The sequence below is a fragment of the Pseudoalteromonas sp. P1-9 genome, assembly GCF_001399975.1.
Classification (GTDB): Bacteria; Pseudomonadota; Gammaproteobacteria; order Enterobacterales; family Alteromonadaceae; genus Pseudoalteromonas.
This window is the reverse complement of sequence record NZ_LKBD01000015.1, coordinates 1-25,602: the sequence shown is the minus strand read 5'-3', so window position 1 is coordinate 25,602 and position 25,602 is coordinate 1. Positions and strand designations below refer to the sequence as shown.

23 protein-coding genes are annotated in these 25,602 nt (G+C 39.3%); 13 read left to right on the top strand and 10 right to left on the bottom strand.

Annotated features, from left to right (window positions below; translation table 11 throughout):
- Nucleotides 1–55 precede the first annotated feature (55 nt).
- Entirely contained in the window at nucleotides 56–1,435 is a 1,380-nt protein-coding gene (locus AN214_RS10975; protein WP_054979774.1) for a lyase family protein, read from the bottom strand.
- 3 nt (nucleotides 1,436–1,438) lie between these two features.
- Nucleotides 1,439–1,813, bottom strand: a complete 375-nt coding sequence (locus tag AN214_RS10970; RefSeq protein WP_054979773.1) for a hypothetical protein — start codon at nucleotides 1,811–1,813, stop codon at nucleotides 1,439–1,441.
- A 245-nt stretch (nucleotides 1,814–2,058) separates the two neighbouring features.
- Here AN214_RS10970 and AN214_RS10965 point away from each other — a divergent pair, with 245 nt between their 5' ends.
- From AN214_RS10965 to AN214_RS10935, 7 genes are all read left to right on the top strand, one after another.
- The gene (locus AN214_RS10965) at nucleotides 2,059–2,763 is read left to right on the top strand and encodes a tetratricopeptide repeat protein (RefSeq protein WP_054979772.1); all 705 of its coding nucleotides are present in this window, start codon (nucleotides 2,059–2,061) and stop codon (nucleotides 2,761–2,763) included.
- Between the two features lie 59 nt (nucleotides 2,764–2,822).
- Nucleotides 2,823–3,407 carry a DUF7010 family protein gene (locus tag AN214_RS10960; protein WP_054979771.1) on the top strand — a complete coding sequence of 195 codons (585 nt, stop codon included), beginning with the start codon at nucleotides 2,823–2,825 and terminating at the stop codon, nucleotides 3,405–3,407.
- Entirely contained in the window at nucleotides 3,400–4,479 is a 1,080-nt protein-coding gene (locus tag AN214_RS10955; protein ID WP_054979770.1) for a sensor histidine kinase, read from the top strand. The genes AN214_RS10960 and AN214_RS10955 overlap by 8 nt, the downstream gene beginning before the upstream one ends.
- Nucleotides 4,476–5,078 (top strand): DNA-binding response regulator, encoded by a 603-nt coding sequence (locus AN214_RS10950; RefSeq protein WP_054979769.1) that lies wholly within the window; start codon nucleotides 4,476–4,478, stop codon nucleotides 5,076–5,078. Before AN214_RS10955 ends, AN214_RS10950 begins: the two co-directional genes overlap by 4 nt.
- A 356-nt stretch (nucleotides 5,079–5,434) precedes the next feature.
- Nucleotides 5,435–5,848 (top strand): Ig-like domain-containing protein, encoded by a 414-nt coding sequence (locus tag AN214_RS10945; protein ID WP_054979768.1) that lies wholly within the window; start codon nucleotides 5,435–5,437, stop codon nucleotides 5,846–5,848.
- Nucleotides 5,849–5,971: 123 nt separating this feature from the next.
- The gene (locus AN214_RS10940; protein WP_152960755.1) at nucleotides 5,972–6,796 is read left to right on the top strand and encodes an alpha/beta fold hydrolase; all 825 of its coding nucleotides are present in this window, start codon (nucleotides 5,972–5,974) and stop codon (nucleotides 6,794–6,796) included.
- A gap of 48 nt (nucleotides 6,797–6,844) precedes the next feature.
- Nucleotides 6,845–8,044 (top strand): serine hydrolase, encoded by a 1,200-nt coding sequence (locus tag AN214_RS10935; protein WP_152960754.1) that lies wholly within the window; start codon nucleotides 6,845–6,847, stop codon nucleotides 8,042–8,044.
- Nucleotides 8,045–8,230: 186 nt separating this feature from the next.
- Here AN214_RS10935 and AN214_RS10930 read toward each other — a convergent pair whose 3' ends face one another.
- The 4 genes from AN214_RS10930 to AN214_RS10915 form a co-directional block, all read right to left on the bottom strand.
- Entirely contained in the window at nucleotides 8,231–10,480 is a 2,250-nt protein-coding gene (locus AN214_RS10930; RefSeq protein WP_054979765.1) for an NAD(P)-binding protein, read from the bottom strand.
- A gap of 1 nt (nucleotide 10,481) precedes the next feature.
- A complete protein-coding gene (locus AN214_RS10925) occupies nucleotides 10,482–11,456 on the bottom strand; it encodes a hypothetical protein (RefSeq protein WP_054979764.1) in 975 nt (324 codons plus the stop codon).
- Nucleotides 11,457–11,557: 101 nt separating this feature from the next.
- Nucleotides 11,558–12,151: a GDSL-type esterase/lipase family protein gene (locus tag AN214_RS10920; RefSeq protein WP_054979763.1), complete on the bottom strand. Its 594-nt coding sequence runs from the start codon at nucleotides 12,149–12,151 to the stop codon at nucleotides 11,558–11,560.
- 31 nt (nucleotides 12,152–12,182) lie between these two features.
- Entirely contained in the window at nucleotides 12,183–15,224 is a 3,042-nt protein-coding gene (locus AN214_RS10915) for an FAD-binding and (Fe-S)-binding domain-containing protein (RefSeq protein ID WP_054979762.1), read from the bottom strand.
- 174 nt (nucleotides 15,225–15,398) lie between these two features.
- Between AN214_RS10915 and AN214_RS10910 the strand changes: the two genes are divergently transcribed.
- Complete coding sequence (locus AN214_RS10910; RefSeq protein ID WP_054979761.1) at nucleotides 15,399–15,611, top strand: PGPGW domain-containing protein; 213 nt, start codon at nucleotides 15,399–15,401, stop codon at nucleotides 15,609–15,611.
- 110 nt (nucleotides 15,612–15,721) lie between these two features.
- Here AN214_RS10910 and AN214_RS10905 read toward each other — a convergent pair whose 3' ends face one another.
- The gene (locus AN214_RS10905) at nucleotides 15,722–16,297 is read right to left on the bottom strand and encodes an HAD family hydrolase (protein ID WP_054979760.1); all 576 of its coding nucleotides are present in this window, start codon (nucleotides 16,295–16,297) and stop codon (nucleotides 15,722–15,724) included.
- A gap of 191 nt (nucleotides 16,298–16,488) precedes the next feature.
- Here AN214_RS10905 and AN214_RS10900 point away from each other — a divergent pair, with 191 nt between their 5' ends.
- Nucleotides 16,489–16,740: a type B 50S ribosomal protein L31 gene (locus tag AN214_RS10900; protein WP_010559267.1), complete on the top strand. Its 252-nt coding sequence runs from the start codon at nucleotides 16,489–16,491 to the stop codon at nucleotides 16,738–16,740.
- Nucleotides 16,740–16,883 carry a type B 50S ribosomal protein L36 gene (ykgO, locus tag AN214_RS10895; protein WP_010559268.1) on the top strand — a complete coding sequence of 48 codons (144 nt, stop codon included), beginning with the start codon at nucleotides 16,740–16,742 and terminating at the stop codon, nucleotides 16,881–16,883. The genes AN214_RS10900 and ykgO overlap by 1 nt, the downstream gene beginning before the upstream one ends.
- Nucleotides 16,884–16,976: 93 nt before the next feature.
- Here ykgO and ppsA read toward each other — a convergent pair whose 3' ends face one another.
- On the bottom strand, nucleotides 16,977–19,349 hold the full coding sequence (gene ppsA, locus AN214_RS10890; RefSeq protein WP_082428555.1) for a phosphoenolpyruvate synthase: 2,373 nt from the start codon (nucleotides 19,347–19,349) through the stop codon (nucleotides 16,977–16,979).
- Between the two features lie 671 nt (nucleotides 19,350–20,020).
- Here ppsA and AN214_RS10885 point away from each other — a divergent pair.
- The 3 genes from AN214_RS10885 (at nucleotide 20,021) to AN214_RS10875 (ending at nucleotide 23,054) form a co-directional block, all read left to right on the top strand.
- Nucleotides 20,021–21,082 carry a hypothetical protein gene (locus AN214_RS10885; RefSeq protein ID WP_152960753.1) on the top strand — a complete coding sequence of 354 codons (1,062 nt, stop codon included), beginning with the start codon at nucleotides 20,021–20,023 and terminating at the stop codon, nucleotides 21,080–21,082.
- 106 nt (nucleotides 21,083–21,188) lie between these two features.
- Nucleotides 21,189–21,998 (top strand): pyruvate, water dikinase regulatory protein, encoded by an 810-nt coding sequence (locus AN214_RS10880; RefSeq protein ID WP_054979829.1) that lies wholly within the window; start codon nucleotides 21,189–21,191, stop codon nucleotides 21,996–21,998.
- Between the two features lie 195 nt (nucleotides 21,999–22,193).
- Entirely contained in the window at nucleotides 22,194–23,054 is an 861-nt protein-coding gene (locus AN214_RS10875; protein WP_054979758.1) for a hypothetical protein, read from the top strand.
- Between the two features lie 241 nt (nucleotides 23,055–23,295).
- On the opposite strand, the gene AN214_RS10870 is transcribed toward AN214_RS10875, so the two are convergent.
- On the bottom strand, nucleotides 23,296–23,991 hold the full coding sequence (locus tag AN214_RS10870; protein WP_161805680.1) for an HNH endonuclease: 696 nt from the start codon (nucleotides 23,989–23,991) through the stop codon (nucleotides 23,296–23,298).
- Nucleotides 23,992–24,077: 86 nt separating this feature from the next.
- Nucleotides 24,078–25,028 (bottom strand): hypothetical protein, encoded by a 951-nt coding sequence (locus tag AN214_RS10865; protein ID WP_054979756.1) that lies wholly within the window; start codon nucleotides 25,026–25,028, stop codon nucleotides 24,078–24,080.
- Nucleotides 25,029–25,602 lie beyond the last annotated feature (574 nt).

The window sequence follows — 25,602 nt, the reverse complement described above, 5'->3', positions numbered from 1 at the left end:
AAGCCCGTTTTTTACGGGCTTTTGCTATTTAAAAATGAACTCGGGCGTTAGTCGTTTACGCGATACCGCCTTGTGTTAATTTTTCTGGGTTGAGTAAATTTTCAAGCTCTTGTTGTGTGAGTTCTGTTTCCTCTAGCGCAACATCAATGATTGGGCGATTTTCTTTGTAGGCTTTTTTCGCAATGTCTGCGGCCTTTAAATAACCAATTACCGGATTTAGCGCTGTGACTAAAATAGGATTTTTATTGAGTGATTTATTAATGTTCTCTTGTTTTACCACAAAGGTCGCAATTGCTTTATCCGCAAGGTGATAACACGTGTTCGTCAGAAGATTAATACTTTCTAATACGTTATGGGCTATGACTGGCAACATAACATTGAGCTCAAAATTACCTGATTGACCCGCAACCGTAATTGTCGCGTCGTTTCCAATAACCTGCGCGCCCACCATTGCAGCTGCCTCAGGAATAACTGGGTTTACTTTACCCGGCATAATAGACGAACCCGGTTGTAGTGCTTGTAACTCAATTTCACCCAAACCTGATAGTGGGCCTGAGTTCATCCAACGTAAATCGTTTGCAATTTTGATAATGGCAACAGCCAGTGTTTTTAACTGTCCTGACAAAGCAACAATGGCGTCTTGCGAGCCAATATTGTAGAAAAAGTTTTCACTTGGTTTAAAGCTAATACCAACCGAAGCACTCAGGTTACTCGCAAATTTACCGGCAAATTGTGGATCCGCATTTATACCCGTACCAACCGCCGTACCACCTTGTGCAAGCGGCTTCACTTGTTCAAGCGATGTGTTAATACCCGCAATAGCATTTTCAATTTGGCTTTTCCAGCTATCAAGGGTTTGTGCAAACGTGATTGGCATCGCGTCCATTAAATGAGTACGGCCTGTTTTACAAATATGCCCTACTTCTTTCGATTTTTGAGTTAACGCATTAATTAAGTGGTTTGCCGCTGGCAGTAAATGGTAGTACACACCAATACAACAACTCACCTGAATACTGGTTGTAATAACGTCGTTAGAACTTTGTCCCATATTCACGTGATCGTTAGGGCTCACGTTTTCATCAAGGGAGTTCGAAGCAAGTGTGGCAAGTACCTCGTTCATATTCATATTTGAACTGGTACCCGAGCCGGTTTGAAACACATCCACTGGGAATTGGTTGTCATATTCCCCTGTCAGTACTTTTTCGCATGCATCAACAATGGCTCCACTGATATGTGGCTGTAAGTGACCGAGTTCTTGGTTTGTTTTAGCTGCCGCAGACTTTACGTATGCTAATGCCTGAATAAACCATACAGGCATGGTTAAGCCGCTAATAGCAAAATTATCGACTGCACGTTGCGTTTGAGCTTGATACAAGGCATTGGCTGGTACCTTTAATTCGCCCATACTGTCTTTTTCAATTCGGTACTGTGTCATAGTTCACCTTTTACACGCTAAAAATTCATTACTTAATATGCGTAACTCTCGTTCCAACTTATAATATGCCTCTAACTTACCATGATATGTACGATAAAACCGTTTGAGTGCAAACAGCGGTTGATATGTAAAATCAAGGCAGATGCGTTGCACCACACCACCAACAAGTGGGTCGCATACTTTACCCAGCAAATCAAAGAACAAACGCCTTAAAAAGAGCTTTTGTAGCAATGATTGTTGACGCTCACCATAGAAATTTGCAAGTACTAAACCGGTCGAAACCAATTCATCCACTGTTTGATATGCACATGCAGACGAACATTTACTTAGTTTAGTTAAAAGCACTGAATAGTGACTATGAGTGTCGCTCGCATTCATTTGCAAATGATTGTAATTATCAATTGATTGAAAGCTTAATATAGATGCAAATTAAATGCAAACGATTATCAATTACATAAAATTATAAACACAAATACCTATTTGCTGATTTTTCCAAACGCCACAAGATGACATTTGTCATATGCAATTGCTGACAAACGTCTCTAACCACCAAGCTCCTTTTGAATAACACTATAACTGCGCCGAAAAAACGGTCAGTCATTAATCATATAAAGGACATTACTATGTATCTAATTACGAAAAACATCTACGCGTTACTTATTGCTACTGCAACGTTTACAGCTAACTATGCAAGTGCTGATCAAACGACTATTGATGAGATTGAATTGGCATCACAACAAAATAATGTGGCTCAACTTACACAAATCGCAAACACTGCCAAAGGCTATGACGCAGCGCTCGTTAACTACCGATTAGCTATCGCGCATAACATTATGGGCGAGAGTGACAAAGCGATAAGCTTACTCGATAGCGCACAGATGATTTTAACGGATGAAAAACTAAGCGAAGATAAAACAGAGGTTAACGCATTACTTGCCCAAGTTTATGGCTATCGCATTTCGATAAAGCCAATTACAGGTATGTACTACGGCATTAAATCGTCTAATGCGCTTGAAAGCGCAAGTGAAACCGATGAAACAAACCCGCGTGTACATTTAATTAAGGGCATTATCGCTTACAACACACCAAATATTTTTGGTGGTAGCAAACAACAAGCTCTTAAGTCACTCAATACGTCAATTAACCACTATCAAAGCGATGACAATCTGGGTTATCAGTGGGGTCAGGCCGAAGCGTTGGTTTGGCGTGGGCTTACTCACTTAGCACTTAACGATGTACAAAGTGCGCTTAACGATTGGCAGGCATCGCTCGATATTGCACCAAACTACACCTGGCCACAAATGCTTATTAGCAATAATCAAGGTTAACCTCCGCTAAAAAACAGCTAACGGGCAGCATGCTGCCCACTCTTAACTTAGGATATATCATGAAAACACTAGAACAGTACCGTGAAGAATATAAACAGAAAAAGCTACTCGCAATGCCAATCGCTGGCTGTTTTACATGGGCCGTATTGGGTATTTTAGGTACCTTTATCAACAGCCAATACATGGGACTTATCACCTTTATTGGTACAGGAATGATTTTTTACATCGCGTTAGGTGTCGCCAAGTTAACAAATGAAGCCTTGTTTGTTAAAAAATCCGAGCGCAATCCATTTGATAATTTGTTTTTAAGTACCGTTCTTATGTCTTTGATGGGTTACGGCTTAGTGATCCCAATGACTCAACTTGATCACACCACCGTACCGTTAAGTGTGGGTATTATCTCGGGGTTAATGTGGCTTCCGCTTTCTTGGACGTTGCAGCACCCACTTGGGGTTATTCATACATTCACACGCACAGTATCTCTTGTGATTTTATGGTATTTATTTCCGGAGGATAGATTTGTAGTACTGCCTTTTGCTATTGTACTCATCTATTTATTTAGTATTTACCAATTGTATTCACGCTGGCAAAATCAACTTAAGCAAACACACTCAACGGCATTAAACGTAGGTCAAAATGGATAATTTTAAACAGAGCCTCGCAGTAGAAGGAAAGTCATATTGGGTGTGGGGGCCACTTGCCTTTTCTAGCTTTTATTTTTTACCCCTTATTTTTAGTTTTGAACGGTTTACGCTATTTAAACTTATCGCAATGTTTATGCTGTATTGCGTATTTATTGTGTGCTACGTAAAAGCGGTAAACGCAAAAGGTGAAAAAGCCCTAGTACCCGTATTAACGATAGTAGCCCTTGCAACTTTTGGGGCTTATATTACACCGGGCACACAAGCACTGTTTGGCTTTGCCTGCTATTTTTGTGGCTTTAACTTTAGGCAACAAAAAGGGTTACAAGGATTAATAGGCGTATTACTTGGCATTGCGCTATCGGCCTATTTGTTTAATCTGATGGATTTGTACTACATAGTGCCAGCCCTTATCACCAGTATTGGCTTATATTTTATGGGTCGTGCTGAGCGCCGCGAACGCCAACATAGATTAAGTGAAGAGCAAAGCCAGCAACAAATAGAACAATTAGCTATGGTGGCAGAGCGTGAGCGCATCGCCCGAGATTTGCATGATTTAGCAGGTCACAGCTTATCGTCAATCGCCCTAAAAGCAGAGCTTGCTGAAAAGCTTATCGCTAACGAACAAGTATCGTTAGCACAAAACGAAATACAGCAAGTGGCAACCCTTAGCCGTGAATTATTAAGCGACATTCGTCAAGCCGTTACCAATATGAAGCAGTTTAAATTAGACGAACAGTTAAACCACCTAAAAGGTGAACTAATGCAAAACGGCTTTCAGGTAGATATCACTAATCACTTACAAAATGCCTCACAAGCTTTACAAAATACCGTATCACTTGTGCTAACTGAAGCAACGACCAATATTTTACGCCATAGCAAAGGTAATAAAGTAACAATTGATATTAGCGAAAACAAAATTTCAGTAACAGATAATGGCAAAGTGCACACATTTACCAACGGCAATGGCCTTAGCGGTATAAAACAGCGTATTGAAGCACTGGGTGGTGAACTCCTTGTCAGCAACAAAAATGGCTTTTGTTTAGCCATGACTTTTAAAACGGAATTATCATGATAAATGTACTTGTGGTTGAAGATCAGCAAATGGTTAGAGAAGCAATTAGCACACTGGTTGGTTTAGACCCGTTTATTAATGTTGTTGGCCAAGCACAAGACGGCAAAACAGCACTCACGTTTTTACATGAAAACACAGTCGATATTGTGCTTTCAGATATTGAAATGCCAAATATGACGGGAATTGAATTAGCGGAATCATTGCAAAAGAATAATGCTAATTTAAAAACCATGATTATGACGACCTTTTCAAAAGCGGGTTACATAAAGCGCGCGATGAACGCAGGTGTTTATGCCTTTATCTTAAAAGAAGCCCCATCAGAGCAACTCATTAATGCAATTAAATCGGTGCAACAAGGCAAAAAGGTGATTGATCCCGAACTTGCCCTACTCGCACTATCAGATACCGACCCACTTAACGATAAAGAGCGTAAAGCACTTAAATTAGCAGGCGATGGCCTTAAAACCCACGACATTGCCGCTAAGTTATTTTTATCAGAAGGCACAGTGCGTAATTACCTGTCAGAAGCTATCAGCAAATTAAACGCGGTAAATCGTGTGGATGCAGCGCGTATCGCACAGCAAAAAGGCTGGTTATAAACCAGCCTTTGTAAACACATTATTTGTAGCAGCACCTATCTAAACAGATATTTTTAAATTTTTGGTCCGAGCAAATCGTACAGTTGAGTAGGTCTACTATGATCTAACAGCGATCTTTCAAAATTACTTTTCTTTTCGTCAAAGTATATTGCTTGCATAGTCAGGCAAACGACTCAATCGCTTGTTTTTGTTCTGAGATAAAAGCTATCACTGCTGCATTTTGATAGCACTGGCAAATAGTTATGAAGTTTGTTACAAATAAGTCATTCAAACAAACGAGTCACGCTGTGGTAGAAAAACACGCGATTCGCTCGCTATAAACATGTTATGTGTATTTCAACCAAGGATGAAAAATTATGAAATCAGTTAAAACTCTAGCAATTATCTCAGCATTATTTGTTTCAACAGTTGTATCAGCAAATCCATTGACTTTAAAAGATATAAACCCTGTTGTGATTTCTAGCTCGCCTTTAGCAGGAACACCAACTGTTGATCCATCAACTAATGAAATAACCGTCACTTTTAGCTCGAATATGATGACCAATAAGATGTGGTCTGTCGTAAAACTAAATAATGGTAATTTTCCGCAAATAACAGGTGACGTTTATTTCAAAGAAGATTCACGTACTTTTGTTATTCCGGTTAAATTAAAGGCTGACACCGTTTATGCATTTAGTATTAACTCTAAAAACAAAAAAGGCTTTAAAGGGGTAAATGGTAAATCTGTTCAACCATATATAATTTCTTTTAAAACAGCAGGTAAGGCGTAACATATACATAACAAACGCTTTAACCAAAGGACGCAGAACAGCAGGCTTGCGCTCCTTCGTCGCTAATTTTAGCCTGCTATTTTGCGCCGTTTAAGCGAGGCGTTATAAGCCAAGGATAGAGCATTGAAGCCTTCCATCTTTTTATTTTTTTTAAGTATGTTACTAACTCATTTTACTGTCCTTGCCGAGTCTAAGGTTAGTTTTGCTACGATTGAAAATGTACAGCTTGAATATATTGATATAGGTACTGGAGATATTAATATCATTATTGAGTCAGGCGTAGGGATGGGAGTTAATTATTGGAAGCCACTATTAACTAAATTAAAAATGCTTAAACATCGAGTTATTATTTATTCACGTGCTGGCAATGGCAGCTCAACAGCAACTATTGACGTTTCTGTTCAGAAATCTAATAAGCGCCTACATGCTCTACTAAAGCTATTAAATATTGATAAAAATATTATATTAGTTGGGCACTCATTTGGAGGTATTCATGTTCGTGAATATGCTACTTCTTATCGGGAGCAAGTGATAGGTTTAGTATTACTAGATCCAAGTCACGAACAATTTTCGAAAAAGTTAATTCAGTTAGATAAAGCTTGGGCGGAGAGAGATGATAAAAAGCTAAATTCACTTTTGGCTCAAAGCCAAGAGTGGAAAGTTTTGCAAAAAATATATCAAAATGAGCAATTAAAAGATAACGGATCTATTACTAAAATACCGACTGTTATTGTCACCTCCAGTAAATTAGGAGAAAGCGATTGGTGGATTGGCCACAGTGAGAAAGGGAAAGAAATATGGAGAGAGCTCCACTCTTCATTAATAAGGTATAACCCTAATTCAATTCATATTGTTTCAAATTCAACTGGTCACAATATACCTATTGATTCGCCTAGTTTAGTTAATATAGCTATTAAACAAACAGTTGATTTGGTTAATGGATTATAACAAGACAATGAAGTCGGATTCGTAATAGTTGGGTCATGGGTGATTCTTGTGATTAAAAAATATTTATTAAAGCTAGTACTTGTCGTTTCAATGTTTATACCTAATTTAGTCGTTGCGAATAAACTACTGAGTCAAGATATCGATTACAGCAATAAATACCAACCACTGCTAGATAACCTTGTATCAAAACATATTCCCGGGGCAGTGCTCTTGGTTGAATCAAAACACGCCAGATTTATAGGTAGCGCAGGATTTAAAGACTTGGAAAAAAAGCAGCCAATGACAATAGATGTTGTGATGCCAAATGGTAGTGCTGGGAAAAAATTAACTGCGTTGCTGATCACTTTATTGGCAGAGGAAGGGATCGTTGATCTTGATTCACCGATAAGCAAATACCTTGATAAAGAATTACTCGGGAAAATCCAATATTCGAATAGAATGACTTTAAGGCATTTATTAAATCACACGAGTGGTATTTTTGAATATAATGATGCGAGTGAGTATGCGTTTTTTAAAGCGCAATATGCTCAAAAAAATAAAGTTACAACTGACATGTTTCCATTAAGCTTTGCGTTAAACCAACCCGCAGACTTTGCGCCAGGCAAAGGATATTCTTATTCGAATACTGGGTATGCACTTGCTGGAATCATTTTAGAGCGTGTTTTAAAAGACCATCCATCAAAGGCAATCAGAAAGAGAATTCTAGAACCATTAGTAATGACTTCTAGTTACTCTAAAGGGGTTGAAAAACATCATCCAGAGCTTGCTTCAGGCTTTTTTATCAATGATGAAGATCCTTTTTTCCCAACCCCGGTAAATGTGTGGGTTGATACAAAAGATATTATTGGAACAACTGCCACATCTGACGCTCCTTTAGCATCAGATGTTAATGATATGGCGAAACTTCTAAGGGCCATCGTACGCAAAAACAACGTGGTAAGTGAAAATGTGAGAACCCAAATGATTGGCGAAGAGTACTTAATTGAATCGTGGGGGCCACGTTTTTATCGTGCATCAGATTTCTATTATGGGCTTGGTATTTGGGTTGAAGAAATTAATGGTAGAAAATTCTACCATCATGGAGGTACTGAATTTGGCTATTTTACGCAAAATATTTACATCCCAGAGGGAGATGTCAGTATTACTGCCTTTGCGAATTGTGGTGTAAACGACAAATGTGAAGAAGCATTTCAAAACTTTACTTTTGAGGTGTTAGACTCCGTTTTAAATGTAACTACGGGCATATAACATATGCTTTAATCAAGTTACACAAAACAGCAGGCTTGCGCTCCTTTGCCGCTTATTTTAGCCTACTATTTTTCGCCTTTTATTAAGGTGTTACGATTTTCCGCTTATGGCACTTAACTTAAGTGACTTTCAGATTTGAATGAATCCTATTAATCAAATCTGAAAGATCACGTTAAAACTTCTTTATTATTGCTCGTCAGGCTCAAAACCAAATTCACCACTAATATGATTTGGGTAACCACAAATAGCGCGGGATGTTGCCATACCCGCCATGGTTGCCGCTTCTACACAACCTGCATTAACACCGGTTTTAATCCAATCTCCGGTAATCAGCAGATTAGTAAATTGCGTTCCATCCGTTGCTAAACGGTATTTGCTGGAATCAACCACCGACATAACATAACGCTCACTGGGATCTACATTTGCGCGCCAATATTGGCTATCAAAGCGCGCCTCTCCTACCGCATTTGTTGTATCCATTAGTGCTTGCCAATCAAATTCACCTTGTTTGGCAATATCCGGCCACAGTGGATACATTTGCTGCGTAAGTTTAAGAACACTATTGGCTTTTACGCGTGCGTTACACACGGCTTGAAAATCACTCTGGGTACTTGGTGGAAAACTGTCTTGCGTAAATGCGCTGCAAAAATAGGCTACATTTTTCGGCTCGACATCACCATGCCAATCTTCTTTATTAATCAGCTGCTCCATTGACGCCCAGGTATCAAAGGGTTCGCTAAAACCACTTAAAATTGGTTGCTCACCACTTGCTGGCGTATATGCCCAACCGGTTTCATCAAGCGGTTTATCTAACCACAGTTGAAACGCTTGTGTCGCAACGGCTTTTACTTTTTGTGAGGTTAAACTGAGTCCTTGGTCTTTTGCTAATAACTTTTCGCATAGATGAGGCAAGCTTGCCACCGATATACCATAAATGACTTTATCAAAATCAACGCCCTGTGTTAGCGTCACTTCTGGCAGGGCTTCGCCAAAGTATTGCTGATACACATTTGGCCAATCACTGTAAAAGCTCTCTAAATTAATATTGTGCTGCTTTATTAGCGCTGCTTGCTCATCATCAATTTGCTCATAAAGTGGATATGACGGCCAGCATGGTAGTCCTTTTACATCAACAAGCGGATGGTATTGCCCTGTTTTTAGTGCAACCTGCTTTATCAGTTTAATCTCATCGACACTGTTTTCACCTGCATTGCTTTGCGTTGGCAAAAGTTGCGTCACTTGGTGGAAATATTCAAACTTAACGCCGCGTTTAATGAGTAACTCGTAAATCGGACTAAATATGGTATCGCCCATACCTGCTTGCATTTTCCACATAACTCCGCCGTGATAACACAGCGATAAGCGCAGCATTGCCAATGCCGCGACGCCCGCTTCCACATTGGGTTTTGCAAAGTCCCCATCTTGGTAAGCAAAGACAAGATCGTAAAAACCTCGAACCGGCGCAGAATCTACTGAAAATTGTGTGTTTGCCCCGTGCTTTTCTAACCACGCTCTAAAATCAAGATTGTTAATTGCGCCAAAGCCACGTTCAAACACCTTGTCTTCAATTAAGCCTTCCATCATGGCAAGGGCTAAATCAGCGCAAATATAAAGGCGTCGAATATCAGCGTTATCTTCAAGTAAGTCTTCAAACTCTTCGTTTAACCAACGCTTAAAACGTCGGATGATCCACTGAATCGCGGATGGGTGTTTCGTATTAGAAAGGTTTTTATCGCTAGCGCGCTTATCAAAAAAGTAACTAAGCTCACTTAGCGTTACTTGAATATGTTTTGAGAACGTTTCTAGCGAATCTTCGGCATCGTCTTTAAACTCTCGCCATTCGTCTCTGATATCGTCGACTTTTTCTTTTACTTCATCAATAAAGTGGTCAAAAAGGTTTTGCTCTTCGTCGTTTTCAGGCGTTTTAATATCGCGCGCCTTATTCAATGAGTTCGCTTTGTGCTCTAATTCGCCGATAAACTTTTTTATCCAAAAATACAATAATCGCGCGATTTCCCAAAAGTGTAAATCCAATGTGCCATCCGCAGGGTTGCCCGGAATTAGCGGAAAATCGACAGGCCATGTTTGCCACTCGTTATCAATCAGCTCTTGTAATACAACATAACTGTGAGGCTTAAACGCCTCTTGCCAGGTTGCTAGCGGCATGCTGTCGGGGCGTGCTAATTTATCGTAGACTGATTGAATCGTTTTAAACGAATTTACATAAGCGCCAAACCATACGTGCAGTCCGTGCTCTTCGATACGTTGGCCCAAGTAAGGATTCCGGCCACTGGCGCCTTTACCACCAATGCGCCAACCTTGCTGATACACAGTAATATCGTACTTATCTTGCCAGTTGTCATCGTCTGTTAAATACACCGCGGCGGTCATAGCTGACACGCCACCGCCAAGTATCACAATTTTTTCTTTCGCCATGTTAAAGTCCTTTTGTAGCTATAATTTCACACGCTTTTTCTTGATCAAAATCCATTACAACATTAAATGGTAACAGCGCGCGATGGGTGCCGGGATAAATACCAAACATTTCACCAAGCGGAAACGTATCTAGCTGATACACGGTCACATCAAATTCATGCTTATAGATTTTAGCGCTGTGTACCTTCTTAATAATTGACGGAGAATGCACAACGCCTTGGTAAACTGCTTTACTGCCATCACCATTTGGTAATTGCTTGAATAGGATCTGGTCCATTTGCGGGTTTACAAAACCATCAAGTAACTGCTTGATAGCGTTTAAATCAAGATCAAAGAAGTCAGTATCGGACTTTAGAATTTCAAACGCTTCTTTCACCAATTCAACAAAATCACTCACAGGGTGTTCGCCGCCTTGCTCAACTAAATTTACTTCAAGCAGTTTATGTTTTGCCATTTTGGTATTCGGCGAAAAAGGCTGAAAGGCATCAAGGCTAAGCTCAAAAAACTGAGGTAACTCACCAATGTTTGGCATTTTATAGTCACATAAATATTTGTTGTAACCCCAGGTCTCGCGTCCATTAATCAATGCATAAATATTATTTACTGTGATAAACGCTGGGTACCAATAAATATGGTCAACTTTTTCTTTACCACGTTTGTTCACCATTTTGGCTACTGGTAACCAAAATATAATGTCAGTCTCTTGCATCCAACCTTGTTCACTAAACGGAGGTACTTTAGATGCGATGTTTTCGATATCCGTAAAGGTAAGCAAGGTATACGCACTTAGCGCCTTGAAGCGAAACTCATCTGATTTAACCGCGTTGAGTGTTGTGTCGATATAGGTTTGAATTTTTTCGCTACAGCCTTTAACGAAAAAGCCATACTGATTAGCATTTAACATGCGACACGGTGGTTCGGCAATCACATTGCCAGGAAACTGAATAAAGTTGGGTTGTAAAGGTGCTTGCGCCATAGTCTTCCCTCTAAATCGCAATTAAAATTAGGTATTTAACCCTTTGAAAATAGTACAAACTTGCGAAAGAGGGAATAATTAGTTTCTATTATTTTTACGCTTTAATTGGTAATTTCGATGTGCCTTGCAATTTCACTGGCTAATAACGCATAGCCTTGCGCGTTAAGGTGTACTCGGTCGGATTTTTTGCTGGCATCACCCAATAAATCTGGCAAGGTATCTTCAATAAGCACCAAGTCATATTCATCAGCCAGTTTTTTATACACAGGCATAGGTGAAAGTAACAATCCAAATTGTGGTACGGCAACTAACATCACCTGCGCACCGTGTTGCTTAGAGCGGATAATCATTTGCCTTAGATTTGCTTCGAGCTGGGTTTTACTTTTGTTTTGCAGTACATCATTACCGCCATAACAAATAATAATCAGGCTCGGCATATGCGTAGTTAACACAGTGTTTAAACGTGCAAGCCCTTGGCTGCTGGTTTGACCTGAAATTCCGCTATTTATAACTTCAATGCCTAACTCGCTCGCCAGTTTTGTAGGATAACTATTTGGTTTATCTACCCCAACTCCTTGTGTAAGGCTATCGCCAAACGCAACTATGTTAGCGTATGGGCTAATTTGCACAGTATTGTTGCCGCCGCAGCCATAAAGGCAAGTTACCATAAACATTAACAGTGTGATGCGAATCATATTACTTGCCTCTATACGTTAAGCCGTTTAGCTAAAGCAAACTGTTTAACAGTTGTATTGGGTGTTTTGGTTTGTTGCCGTTATTAAAACGCTTAACTTGTGAGCGACACGAAAATCCGGTCGCTACAAGCTGTTCAATTGGTGTGTTATCAACCGTTTGTTGCCAGCTCATTTCATAAAGCGCACGGGATTTATCTAAGTTTTGCGTTTCATGACCATAAGTGCCCGCCATACCACAGCAGCCCGTAGCTTTAGCATTGAGTGTTAAACCAAAATTAGAAAACAGGCTTTGCCATACCTTACTGGCGTTTGGCATTGCCGTGGTTTCAGTGCAGTGATTAAGTAACACAAAATGATTATCAGTGGTTGCTTCTTTTTGCTCAAAGTGTTGTGTTTCAAACCATTCGTGGGCCAACAACACATGGAAATCGCCACGCTGCTGGCCAAGTGCTTGGTTATATTCGTCGCGATAACACATCACAAGCGATGCATCTAAACCCACCATAGGAATATCCAGTTCCGCTATCTGGTTTAAAAATGCAGCACTGTTTTTCGCTGTTTTTGCAAACTCGTTTAAAAAGCCTTTTACATGCTGTGGCTTACCATTTGGTTTAAACGGCAATAGCACTGGCGTTTTACCAAGTTTTACCAGTAACTGGCAAAAATCTTCCACTAATTCAGCTTCATAAAAGCTAGTAAATGGGTCTTGTACAATTAAAACAGTTTGCTTTCTTTGCGATTCATCAAGTGTTTTAAGCTGATTTAGATTAAACGCAAACTGCTTCGACACGCGTTTTATAATGGCGTTGTCGCTTAATAATGGTGAATCCACATAACCGATTTGGTTTTTCAAAAAGCGCTCTACAAACCCTAATTTTAAAATAGGGTTTACTAGAAAGTGTATTTTGATTAAAAGCGGCGCTTGCGATTCAATATTAGCCACTAAGTAGTCTTTAAGCGGGCGCTTATAACGGGCATGGTATAAATTTAAAAAGCGTGCACGGAAGGTCGGTACATCCACTTTAATTGGGCATGCCGTAGTACACGCTTTACATGCCAAACATTCGTCCATTGATTCTTTCACTTCATGGGAGAAATCGTAAGCACCTTTGGCTTTTTGTTTTGCGAAAATGCGTTTTTCCCACCACGACTTAGTCTCGCCTTTCGCTATCGCTTTTTCACTTTCGAGTAGATCTATGCCCTTTTCACTTTGTAAACGCATCCATTCACGCATCAAACTGGCACGCCCTTTTGGTGAATAACGTCTGTCTTTTGTTACTTTATACGATGGGCACATAGGTGAGTGGCTATCATAGTTATAACAAAGACCGTTTCCGTTACAACCCATGGCATTATCGAAACTGTCTTTAATGGTGATCGGGATTTGTTTATCGAAATGTGCACGCTTAGTATCGTCAACACTAACAAGCTGCTCTTTTGACTCGAGTGGCGTACAAATTTTACCTGGGTTTAGCCGATTAAGCGGATCGAATGCTGTTTTGATCTTTCTAAGTTCAGTAAACAAGGTATCGCCAAAGAATTCTGGGCCATATTCACTACGGTAACCTTTTCCGTGTTCACCCCACATTAAACCACCGTACTTAGCGGTTAGTTTTACCACTTCATCAGAAATATGACGTAGTAATTTTTCTTGCGTTGGGTCACACATATCAAGGGCAGGCCTTACGTGCAAGACACCTGCATCAACATGGCCGAACATGCCGTAGTTTAAGTTGTGTGAATCAAGTAATTGCCTAAATTCAGCAATAAAGTCTGCAAGTGCTTCTGGTGGTACTGCCGTATCTTCGGCAAATGCTAGCGGTTTTTCTTTGCCCTTTACATTGCCAAGTAAGCCTACCGCCTTTTTACGCATGGCATAAATTTTTAGAATATCGGCCTTAGAATGCGTTACCTGATAACCAATGATCCCAGCTTGGTTATTTGCCATCAAGCTATCCAGCTTTGCCAACAAGCCATTTACTTTGTCATCAATATCCGCCTGATTTGTCGCATTAAACTCAACCATGTTGAGGCCCTGCATATCTTTACCCGGCACATCTTCAATCAGGCTTGAAACTGAATGCCAAATTATGTCTTCTCTAGCAAGATTAAGTACACGGCTATCAACGGTTTCAACCGAAGTCGCTTTGGCGTCCACCAAAAACGGCGAATTACGAAGCGCTGAATCAAAGCTATCGTACTTTATATTGATCAGCGTTTTAAATTCGGCAATCGGGGTAATATTGAGTTTTGCTTCACAAACAACCCCTAACGAACCTTCTGATCCTGTAATAATGCGGCTTGCATCTAACGTAGTTAGTTCATCGTTGAGAATATTTTCTAAATCGTAGCCTGTTAAAAAGCGGTTTAAGCGGGGGAACTTTGCTTTAATTAGTTCGCGTAAACCTATGCCAGTATTGAGTAATTGTTGATAGATTTTTCCGCGTGTAGATTGTTCTTCGGCGTATGTTTTAGCGGTCGTAACAGCAACCGGTGCGGTATCAAGTTCAGTACCGTCTACCAGCATGGTTTTTAAGCCGAGTACATGATCGGATGTTTTACCATACACAAGCGAGCCTTGACCTGACGCGTCGGTATTTATCATACCGCCAACGGTTGCACGGTTACTGGTCGACAAGTCCGGCGCAAAGAAGAAACCGTAGGGACGTAAAAAATCATTAAGCTGATCTTTAATCACCCCGGTTTGTACGCGCACCCATTTTTCTTCAACGTTGATCTCTAAAATCTCACGCATATGGCGCGATAAATCAATCACCATACTGTGTGTGAGCGATTGACCATTGGTACCTGTGCCGCCACCACGCGGTGTAAATTTGATTTGCTGATATTTTCTTTGATTTGCAAGAGAAAAAATCTGCTGAATATCTTGGCTTGTTTTTGGGAATAAAATACCTTGAGGTAACGCCTGATAAATACTGTTGTCAGTTGCGGTTACTATGCGCGTTGCATAGCTGATGTCGATTTCACCACTGTAGTGTGTTGTCTTTAACTCAGCTAAAAACGCCTCAGCTAAAGGCGGTAAGGTATCTTTTTGATCTATTACTTCAATCATTACTTGCTCGGTGACGGGGAACAGGGTTTGCACTCATTATATCAAAGAAATACAGCGAGTTTTGCTTCATATTTACAGTTTGTAACATCATTTATTCGCGCACTAAACCAAATTTTTTATACTATGAATAAATATCGTGTTTATACGTAAATTTATGCGTTTAGGATGCTACAGATGAAAAAAATGATAAACCATGTGTTTGCAATAATGTTTCTAGCGCTTGGCTTGCTTTTTATGGTGGTGCCAGGCCCATCACTGATCTTTTTTATTGCTGGTTTACTGTTGTTAGCGTTTTACTATCCTTGGGCAAGACGCTATTTAAGTCATTTTCAAAAAGCGCTTAAATCATCTTGCCAGTTTATCGATAAAAAATTAGCAAGACGTTAACGTTAAAACTGGCTTTAAAACATACATTCATGCTGCTAGCTTAACTAGCAGCTTAATAGTTCGTACCGAAATCCATTTTAAACTCCCCTCACTCCACACTACTCAGCAATTTAAGCGAAACGCGCCTGTAATTCAGCGTAGCTTTCAAATACATAATCTGCTTGATGTGCGTAGTCTGGTGTTTCGAACTCACAAAACAGTGCACTTTCCACCCCAGCATTTTTAGCAATGTTAATGTCGTGAAGATAATCCCCTATATATAACAAGTTAGCGGGTGCGATATTCCACTTTTCAGCTAGCATAAGTAATGCTGTAGGATCGGGCTTTGCCGGTGCGTCTTCACGGGTTATTACGGTTTCGATTGGTATTTGATTATTAGCGATTTTAATAGAACTTGCTTCAACACTGTTTCGCGTAATAATCGCGGTGGGATAGTTTTTATTAATTAAATACTGAACGAAGTGCTCTGCCCCTTCAATCCACTTTGCACTGTGAGCATCGTCAAGTTCTAAACGCTTTATTGTGTGATTCGCCCAAGACTGTTTAGGCTCATCTAACGCATCAACAAACTGCAAAATATCTTGGTCTAACGGACAGCCAATTTCCTTTCGCATAGTTTTAAAACACAAGCTACACGTTACTAGTGTGCTATCTAAATCGAAAATTACACCTTTGATATGTTCCATACTGCCTCTGTGTTAATTGCTTTTAGCGTTATACAACAAAAATACGCTAACAGATTAGGTTGTAAATGAATTAATCCAAGTTCTTAGCAAACTAACTTATTTATTTTTGATAATAATTATCATTTAATATTGATTGTTATGTTATAACACTTTATATTATGTGATGTTGTAACATATTAATTGGAGCTTTTATGAAACCTGGTATCCACCCTGATTACGGTAAAGTGGTTTTTCACGACACAGCAGCAGATGCATATTTTTTAGTTGGTTCAACCATCAAAACCGATCGCACAATCGATTATCAAGGTAAAACATACCCTTATGTAGCGATAGATGTATCGAGTGAATCGCACCCGTTTTACACAGGTAAGCAACGCGCTGCTCAATCTGACGGCCGTATTGCGAAATTCAATAAGCGTTTTGGTAAATTAGGAAGCAAATAATGCAAGTTTTAAGTTCATTAAAAAGCGCGAAAAAACGCCATCCTGATTGCCAAATCGTAAAGCGTCGCGGTCGCTTGTTTGTTATTTGCAAATCAAACCCACGCTTTAAAGCGGTTCAGGGCAAAGGTAAAAAGAAAAAATAGTTTTATGAAATGAAAAAAAGGCGCATTTAGCGCCTTTTGTTTTGTCAGCTTTATACTGATGACATATCAGTTAAAGGAACTGGTTACTACAATTTATTTAGCGTGCTTCTCACCTAGGTATAACCAAGTTTCAAGCACTGTGTCTGGGTTTAACGACACAGAATCAATACCTTGATCTACAAGCCAGGCTGCAAAGTCTTCGTGATCTGACGGACCCTGACCACAAATACCCACATACTTACCTTTTGCTTTAGCGGTTTGAATTGCCATTTCTAGTAGCTTTTTAATTGCAGGATTACGCTCATCAAATAAATGGGCAATTAGTCCTGAATCGCGGTCTAAGCCAAGTGTTAACTGAGTTAAGTCATTAGAACCGATAGAGAAACCATCGAAATACTCTAAGAACTCATCTGCTAATAGTGCGTTAGACGGCAATTCGCACATCATAATTACTTTTAAGCCATTTTCGCCACGTTTTAAACCGTGCTCTTCAAGTAGCTCAATTACGCGTGCTGCTTCTTCTAAGGTACGGACAAATGGGATCATGATTTCGACATTGGTCAAGCCCATATCGTTGCGAACGCGTTTAATCGCTTCACATTCAAGGGCGAAACAATCGCGGAAATCTTCTGAGATATAACGTGATGCACCGCGGAAACCGATCATTGGGTTTTCTTCTTCCGGCTCGTATTGCTCACCACCCACTAAATTAGCGTATTCGTTTGATTTGAAATCAGACATACGCACAATTACGCGCTCTGGTGCAAATGCGGCTCCTAGTGTCGAAATACCTTCAACAAGTTTGCTAATGTAAAATTCAACTGGGCTCGCGTAACCTGCCATCATAAAATCAATTTCTGATTTTACATCATCAGACTGTGCGTCATAGTTAAGTAGTGCTTTCGGGTGCACGCCAATCATACGGTTAATAATAAATTCAACACGTGCTAAACCAATGCCTGCGTGTGGTAAACGCGCAAAGTCGAATGCTCTGTCTGGGTTACCCACATTCATCATAATTTTCATTGGCAGTTCAGGCATTTCATCAACGCGAGATGTTAATACCTCAAAATCAAGTAAACCTTGGTAAATGTAGCCTGTGTCGCCTTCGGCACAAGAAACTGTCACTTCTGCGTTATTTTCGATGGTGTCTGTCGCGTTACCACAACCTACTACAGCAGGAATACCTAACTCACGTGCAATAATTGCGGCGTGACACGTACGGCCACCACGATTTGTAACAATCGCTGCAGCGCGTTTCATAATTGGCTCCCAGTCAGGATCGGTCATGTCGGTTACTAACACATCGCCTTGCTGCACTTTATCCATTTCATCAATTGAATTAAGTACGCGTACTACACCTTTACCAATTTTATGCCCAATAGCACGGCCTTCGCATAACACGTTTGACGAACCATTTAGCTGAAAACGTTCCATTACGTTAGCGTCTTCGTTAGAACGTACTGTTTCAGGACGTGCTTGAACAATATATAGCTTGCCGTCATTACCGTCTTTAGCCCATTCGATATCCATTGGGCGACCATAATGCTTTTCAATGATCACGGCTTGTTTAGCAAGTTCCATTACTTCTTCATCAGTAATCGAGAATTGATTTGAACGGGTTTGTTCAATGTCCACTACTTCTACTTGCTTACCGTGAGATTCATCGCTTGAGTAGATCATCTCAACTGCTTTTGAACCCAGCGTACGGCGCACAACCGCCGGACGATTTGCCGCAAGTGTTGGCTTGTGCACATAAAATTCATCTGGGTTAACCGCGCCCTGCACTACCATTTCACCAAGGCCGTAGCTCGATGTGACAAATACCACATCTTCAAAACCTGATTCGGTATCAATACTAAACATTACACCTGACGAGGCTTTATCAGAACGAACCATGCGCTGAATACCCGCTGACAGTGCAACACCACGATGGTCGTAACCTTGGTGCACACGGTACGAAATTGCGCGGTCATTAAATAACGACGCGAATACGTGCTTAATTGCCACCATTACTGCGTCAATACCGCGCACATTTAAGAATGTCTCTTGTTGCCCTGCGAAAGACGCATCTGGCATATCCTCAGCAGTTGCTGATGAGCGAACGGCAAACGAAACATCTTGATTTTCATCACCATGAAGCGTTGCATACGCTTCACGAATTGCAGAATCTAAATTACTTTGGAAAGGGGTATCGATAATCCATTGACGAATTTCGCCACCAACGCGTGCTAATTCGTTCACGTCATCAACATCAAGCGTATCAAGTACATTGTGGATTTTATCGTTTAGGCCTGATTGCTCTAAAAACTCATTAAAAGCATCAGATGTTGTAGCAAAACCACCAGGCACAGTTACGCCTGCGTTTGCTAGGTTAGAAATCATTTCACCGAGGGAAGCGTTTTTACCACCAACACGTGGTACGTCATTCATACCAAGTTCTTGATACCAAAGTATATATTGCACGGAAATTCTCCATAAGCAAAAGGTTGTGAGAGTGTGTTATCTAATCCTAGTTGAGATAACATCAAGTTGCTAAATGTGAACGCCTATTACATCTGCGATAAATTTGAACGGGTAGCAGGAATTAAGGTTTCGTTTAAAGCGAGCATGATTTTACATAGATGAACAAACCAGGTAAAGCGAGTAAAAACGACAAAATCAAGGACAAATACCCGCAAAAAAGTAAAAATTAACCTTAAATGCGTTAAAACTGCATTTTTATGCTAGTGACACCGGTGCCAATAGCAAAATTAGAATAAATCATAACAATAAATTTTTTTTAAATATGATATTAAATAAGTGTTTAAAGAACTAATTTGAGGCAAAAACAGTATTTAAACCACTAGACTCACCTAAAAGCACAGCCCGATTATTTTTGGCTTACTCCCTCGCAAGCACGTTACAACGTTCTAATACCCTGAGCAGATATTTGCGAGCTTACATATCGCGCCTAACGCGAGTAATTTGGAACAACTTTTTGGTTTAAATAGTAGCGAATAAAGTGCCTTGTCAGGATATGTTAATTGGTTTAACATTTCTGTTAGCGTGTATTTCGGCAAAGGAGTCGCCGTTTAAATACACCAAAACCTTACAATTAATTCATTAGCAAGCAGTTGAAAAACATGGAATATGCAATGAGACGCGCAGATTTTTATAACCGAAAACGTATGGTGCATTTGGCATCGTGTGCCGCTTTTATCATCTCGACCATTTTAATAAGTTTAATCCTTGCAGAGTGGCATAAAAAATCCCTTGCTTGGGTAAAAAATGGCTACTTAGCACAAGGAACAATCGTAAATCTTGATAACAAACCAAGTAAGCTAAATACGCTATTACAGCGGGCAAGACTTCATACCGCTTTCGCAATTACTTACAGTGTAAAAATTAATAACGCACTGTTTAAGAAAAATGCCTATGTAGATCAGAATGTGTATGCAAGCTTGAGTGAAGGTAAGTCAGTTCCAGTGTACATCGCAAAAAATGGCGAACAGCACAACTTAAAAACCAATATCGATAATCAACTAGCACAATCACATCTTATTTATTATTTATCTAAAACCGCCATCATTACTGTGCCGGTATTTTTAATTATCCACGCGCTGCTAATGCTTATATTTGTTCGAACTCGCGCGAATATCTTGCTTAAAGGGTTTTATACTAAGCACTCTTGGTTAAATACAAACGACAATGTACTAATTTGGTTAACTCATTCGCAAATCATCGTTATCCGCTTTGACAAACATCAAACTAAAATGCTGGCTCAATTATATCAACAGGAAGAATGCTTAGAAGATCTAATCGCAAAACTTAAGCGCCCTAATATCTACGCAATTGATATCGCAGATATTAGTGCAATTGAAAGTGAATATGCCTCGCCAAAATTATTGGTATCAACAACAAATCGAGCCTACAAACTTAGCTTTATGAATTACGGGTTAAAACATCACGCATTGACTCAAATAGCACAAAATCTACCCGCACACCTTATTCACAGTATTAATAAAAAATCACGAATTATGGGATTTTTGCCATGGTTTTTGCTCTCTGTGCTTTGCGTAGCCGCTGTTTTACAATTAAATAATCACGCGCTTATTATAATAATTGCTGCAATTTTTATAATAAAGCTGTTACCAAAATGCATTTTTCATATCTGTTCACCGCGCGAAGTGCAGCGCTGGCGAATACCTGATATTTGATACAGATTCCTTAAAGGAAATTAAATGCCTGCAACCTAGTTTAGGTTGTGTCGTGTTTAATTATTTGCTCTTATATAAGCGCTCTCACAACAAAAATAAGGTTATTATGCGCAGCGCATTTTATATATCCGACGGTACGGCAATTACCAGTGAAGTATTTGGTCATGCTACCTTGTCGTTATTTCCTGTCGAATTTAAACACATCACCATTCCGTTTGTTGAAACTGAACAAAAAGCATACGAAGTTAAATTACAAATTGATAAAGCGTTTAAATTAAGTGGTGAAAAGCCTTTAGTGTTTTTTACCTTTGTTGATCCTCAGTTGAGCGACATCATTTTATCGTCACAAGGACAATGCTTTGATTTTTTAACTGCTTACAGCGGCCAAGTAAAAGACACAATTGGCGTTGAACCTGTGCCACGTACACACCGAACTCACTCAATCCATGAAAAAAGCTACGATTTCAGAATCGATGCCGTTAACTATGCACTTGCCAACGACGATGGCAGCAATTTAAAAGATTACGATGAAGCCGATATTATATTGGTCGGTGTCAGTCGCAGTGGTAAAACGCCCACCAGCTTATATTTAGCACTTCAATACGGCATAAAAGCGGCTAACTACCCACTGACTGAAGATGATTTAGATATGATGCGCTTGCCGAACGCGCTTAAAAATCACAAAAAGAAACTGTTTGGTTTAACGATAAACCCTGAGCGCCTTGCTGCAATTCGTAACGAGCGCATGGCCAACAGTAAATACGCGTCGCTAAGGCAGTGCCGCCTTGAAGTACGAGAAGCTGAAATGCTCTATAAGAAAAATAAAATACCTCATTTAAGTTCAACACACTTTTCAGTTGAAGAAATCTCCGCAAAAATTCTGGCAGAGACAGGGCTTGAACGCCGTAAGTATTAGTCACTTTTTGTTGTAAATGCCTAAACAGTGAATAACTCATTAGGCATTTCTTCATTTATTATTCAATACGCTAAACTTAATTTAAGTACATTTGTATAAGTTAGATAGTTTTGATTTATCAATTTGTATCAAGTTGTGCCATATTTTAACTAGGACTCAGATATATAAGGATTTTATTAATAATAGAGAGCGAACATGCGTTGGGTAGTAATATTTTTTGTTTTAAATATATTTAGTAGTAGTTCGTTGCAAGCCAACGTTATTGACATATATATTCGCGATGATGTGTATAAAGATTACACCACTTTTGTAAATAATCGCGACATTACTAGCATCAAAAACTTTTCAGGTAAAGCAATTCGCCGCGATGTGGTTGATATGATAATCGCGCAACAAGCATTAAAACTTGGTGGGTTTAACTTTCAATTTAACTATATTCCCGGCAAAGTAAATTTTCGTAACACTCGCATGCTTGAAACCGGCAAGTTGCTTATCAGTTTCGACTCATATTGGTTGGCAGATGCTCATGCCAACGCAAACTTCTTGTATATCACCAAACCACTTATTCGCCGTGGTGAATATATCGCAGGGGTTTATACTAAAGCAGGACGAGAAAAAGCCCTTGGTTTAACTCAAATGAGTGATTTTAAGCGTTTAAGTGCGGTATCAACACCAAAATGGCGCACCGATTGGAAAACGCTCTCAGATTTACCGCTCAAAGAGTTAGTCATTGAACACGAGTGGATCAGTATGGCGCGTATGGTCAACACCGGCTGGGTAGACTTTATGTTAATGCCATTTAACGCAACTGCTGACCAAAGCTTTAAGCTTGATAAAATCAATTTGGTGCCAGTGCCAAATGTAGCGATAGAACTTAAAGATAGCCGTCACTTTGTTATTAGTCGTAATCACCCTCTTGGCTCACAAGCATACCTAGCCCTTGAAAAAGGGCTGAACATTTTACGAAACCAAGGCGCAATAGAGAAAGCCTATACCCAAGCCGGCTTTTTTGTTGATAAGCAGAATTTAAATATTATTAATGCGCAGCAAGACTAAGCGCTATCTAAAAAAAACGATTGGGTCTTATTGTATTAGAAACGCTTAACTTTTTTGTCATATTTCATTTTTGAAATTTGCTATTCGTATGTGTGCTAATAGAAGCCGCTCAACCGCAACGTTATGTATTAAACTCAATTGCTAACCATACGTTTATCTAACTCATATTTAGACAATTATGATTAGATTCAACGGTCGGTTCTGTGCCAACAACTGTTTTTTGTCCTGCTGAATTGACTTGTTAAGTGCCTTTATAGACATAATTCCGATGATACTTTAGATATGGCAAATTCTCATTGAACAAGCTAATGTTCATGGTCGGCTCTATACCTGCTTTACTAGGTTCTTTAAATTTACTAGATATCAGAATATTACCTGAATCTGAAAAGCTGATTAAACCTGAGTCGAAAGCTCTGTCGATAGTTGCAACTAACAATAAGCCATTAAATTTATCTAGCCTTTCTTGTGAATTTGAATCTTTCCACGGTTTGATATGACTTGCTACTAATAGCTGCTCTTCTATTGATGAAGTAACCGCACAACCTTGCCACATATCTATTAAACTTTTGCGAAAGCTTCCTTGACCAATTCTTGCTTTTATTAAGCTACTTTTCTCGGTAACAGAGGTAGTTTTATCCGCTAATATTTCATCTAAATCTCGTTCAAGATTAAGGTCTTGGAATGAGCAATATTCAATGAATAGGTCCAATGCTCTACTGTACATTGAATTACCCGTGGAGTTTAACTCGATGAACTCATCCAAGGATTTTAGCTTCAATGCAACTGAATTAGGATTTTGTACCTCTAGCAAATTTACATTTGTGAGATTATTAGCAATAGCCATTCTAGACAGACGACCTGATATTGCCCCATTGTATTTAGTGGCAGAGCTTTCTTTAGCCTTTGTTTCCGATACGATCCATTGCTTAAAATTCAAGCGATACTCCATAGGCACTTAACGCCTCGTTAAGAGGCAAATAATATGTTGGCTAAAATAAGCGACGGAGGAGAAAAAGCCAACTGTTATTTGTCCTGCTTTAAGGACTTGTTAGGCATTTTTTCTTTAAAAACAATCTTTTCTATAAGACTTGTTTTGATTTTTTCTACCTGACCACTTGAATTATCTATGTACATTACCCAATCTTTAGTTTCTTGTATTAAATAAGAGTCATAAGTTTTTTCTTTGGTTTTAATAGATACAAATTCGAGCTTAGCGCCACCTAAAGCAACTGGTATTTTAGGGTAAATATATTTTGTGTAGTTACTTATTACCATCCACAAAATAAAGAATATTCCAATTATACCGAATGCCATTTGATATAAATTTTCGTGTTTTTCTTTTGTTTCAGGATCTGAATAGTTTGGCTCAATTCCCAAATATTTGTCATCTTGGTTCAGGGCAATACCTATATAGCCCAAAAAGAAAAATGTAGTAGCTTTCAATATTCCTGAAAATTCAGGAATATTGAAAGCAATAACTAAACTAACGATAAGCATGGGTATTGATAAAACTCTTGAAAGAAAACCAAGGAGTTTACTAACCCATGTTTCAGTTTGACCTACCATCATAACGATATTGAATATCGAAAAAGCTACGACTGTATGGGCAATTGTGGAAGCTAAAAAACCAATTATAAGAAATGAGTCTGTTGGATTTTGACTAATTTCAAATAACTCTTTGCCATATAAGATTGTGTAAATAAAATAAGGTAGAGAAATTACTCTTAAAGACCACGGTAGAACTTTATCGATTGTGAGGCTTTTATTTATATTAGATAGATTAACCTTGATGCCAGTGTATACAAAACATATAACTGAAAAACCTATTACCCCAAACCCTGATAGAATGTATTTAGCTTGAACTAATTGAAATTCATAACTGCCAAAGTTTGATAAATACACATTATGAACAATGAACCCGACAACATATAAAATGACAGGTATTTTTATCCAGTGCTTTTCTATTAACTCCAAACCTGAATCCTTTCGTGATGCCTAACGCCCCATTCAGGGGCTTTTAATAGTTGGCTAAAATAACGAACGCAGTGAGGAAAAGCCAACTGTTAAAAGTCCCACACTGCAATGGCTTGTTAGGGTTACGGAATACGCTCACCATATTCGTCAACTTGCTTACCCCATTTATTCATCATGGTTCCACATTTTTTGCACGTCCACCCACCATAGTTCTTTTGGAACTCATTCTGGGGGCGTCTTATTATAGGCATCTTTAGCTGACAATTAGGACAGTGAACTCTGTTTGAATTTATCCCTAAATTAGACTTTCGCGCATTTTCTACTTTAAAAAATAGAAATAATCCTATAACTGGAGACAATAGCTTCGCAATTAAAACCCAGCTCAATTTGTAACCCTAACGCCGCAATATGGGGCGTATAAATGCTTGGCTATAATTAGCGAAGAATGAGCGCCAGCCAAGCTTTAGACGTCCCATCCATAATTGCCTTGTATGGATAATTCACCCATCTTAATTATTATTTTTATACCGATTTAGGGTAATGTGAGGCCCAGGCTTTAGCTGCAACTAAAGCC

Coding starts and splice junctions, on each gene's coding strand:
- AN214_RS10975 (WP_054979774.1), bottom strand. CDS start 1,435: ATGACACAGTACCGAATTGAAAAAGACAGTATGGGCGAATTAAAGGTA.
- AN214_RS10970 (WP_054979773.1), bottom strand. CDS start 1,813: ATGAATGCGAGCGACACTCATAGTCACTATTCAGTGCTTTTAACTAAA.
- AN214_RS10965 (WP_054979772.1), top strand. CDS start 2,059: ATGTATCTAATTACGAAAAACATCTACGCGTTACTTATTGCTACTGCA.
- AN214_RS10960 (WP_054979771.1), top strand. CDS start 2,823: ATGAAAACACTAGAACAGTACCGTGAAGAATATAAACAGAAAAAGCTA.
- AN214_RS10955 (WP_054979770.1), top strand. CDS start 3,400: ATGGATAATTTTAAACAGAGCCTCGCAGTAGAAGGAAAGTCATATTGG.
- AN214_RS10950 (WP_054979769.1), top strand. CDS start 4,476: ATGATAAATGTACTTGTGGTTGAAGATCAGCAAATGGTTAGAGAAGCA.
- AN214_RS10945 (WP_054979768.1), top strand. CDS start 5,435: ATGAAATCAGTTAAAACTCTAGCAATTATCTCAGCATTATTTGTTTCA.
- AN214_RS10930 (WP_054979765.1), bottom strand. CDS start 10,480: ATGGCGAAAGAAAAAATTGTGATACTTGGCGGTGGCGTGTCAGCTATG.
- AN214_RS10925 (WP_054979764.1), bottom strand. CDS start 11,456: ATGGCGCAAGCACCTTTACAACCCAACTTTATTCAGTTTCCTGGCAAT.
- AN214_RS10920 (WP_054979763.1), bottom strand. CDS start 12,151: ATGATTCGCATCACACTGTTAATGTTTATGGTAACTTGCCTTTATGGC.
- AN214_RS10915 (WP_054979762.1), bottom strand. CDS start 15,224: ATGATTGAAGTAATAGATCAAAAAGATACCTTACCGCCTTTAGCTGAG.
- AN214_RS10910 (WP_054979761.1), top strand. CDS start 15,399: ATGAAAAAAATGATAAACCATGTGTTTGCAATAATGTTTCTAGCGCTT.
- AN214_RS10905 (WP_054979760.1), bottom strand. CDS start 16,297: ATGGAACATATCAAAGGTGTAATTTTCGATTTAGATAGCACACTAGTA.
- AN214_RS10900 (WP_010559267.1), top strand. CDS start 16,489: ATGAAACCTGGTATCCACCCTGATTACGGTAAAGTGGTTTTTCACGAC.
- ykgO (WP_010559268.1), top strand. CDS start 16,740: ATGCAAGTTTTAAGTTCATTAAAAAGCGCGAAAAAACGCCATCCTGAT.
- AN214_RS10885 (WP_152960753.1), top strand. CDS start 20,021: ATGAGACGCGCAGATTTTTATAACCGAAAACGTATGGTGCATTTGGCA.
- AN214_RS10880 (WP_054979829.1), top strand. CDS start 21,189: ATGCGCAGCGCATTTTATATATCCGACGGTACGGCAATTACCAGTGAA.
- AN214_RS10875 (WP_054979758.1), top strand. CDS start 22,194: ATGCGTTGGGTAGTAATATTTTTTGTTTTAAATATATTTAGTAGTAGT.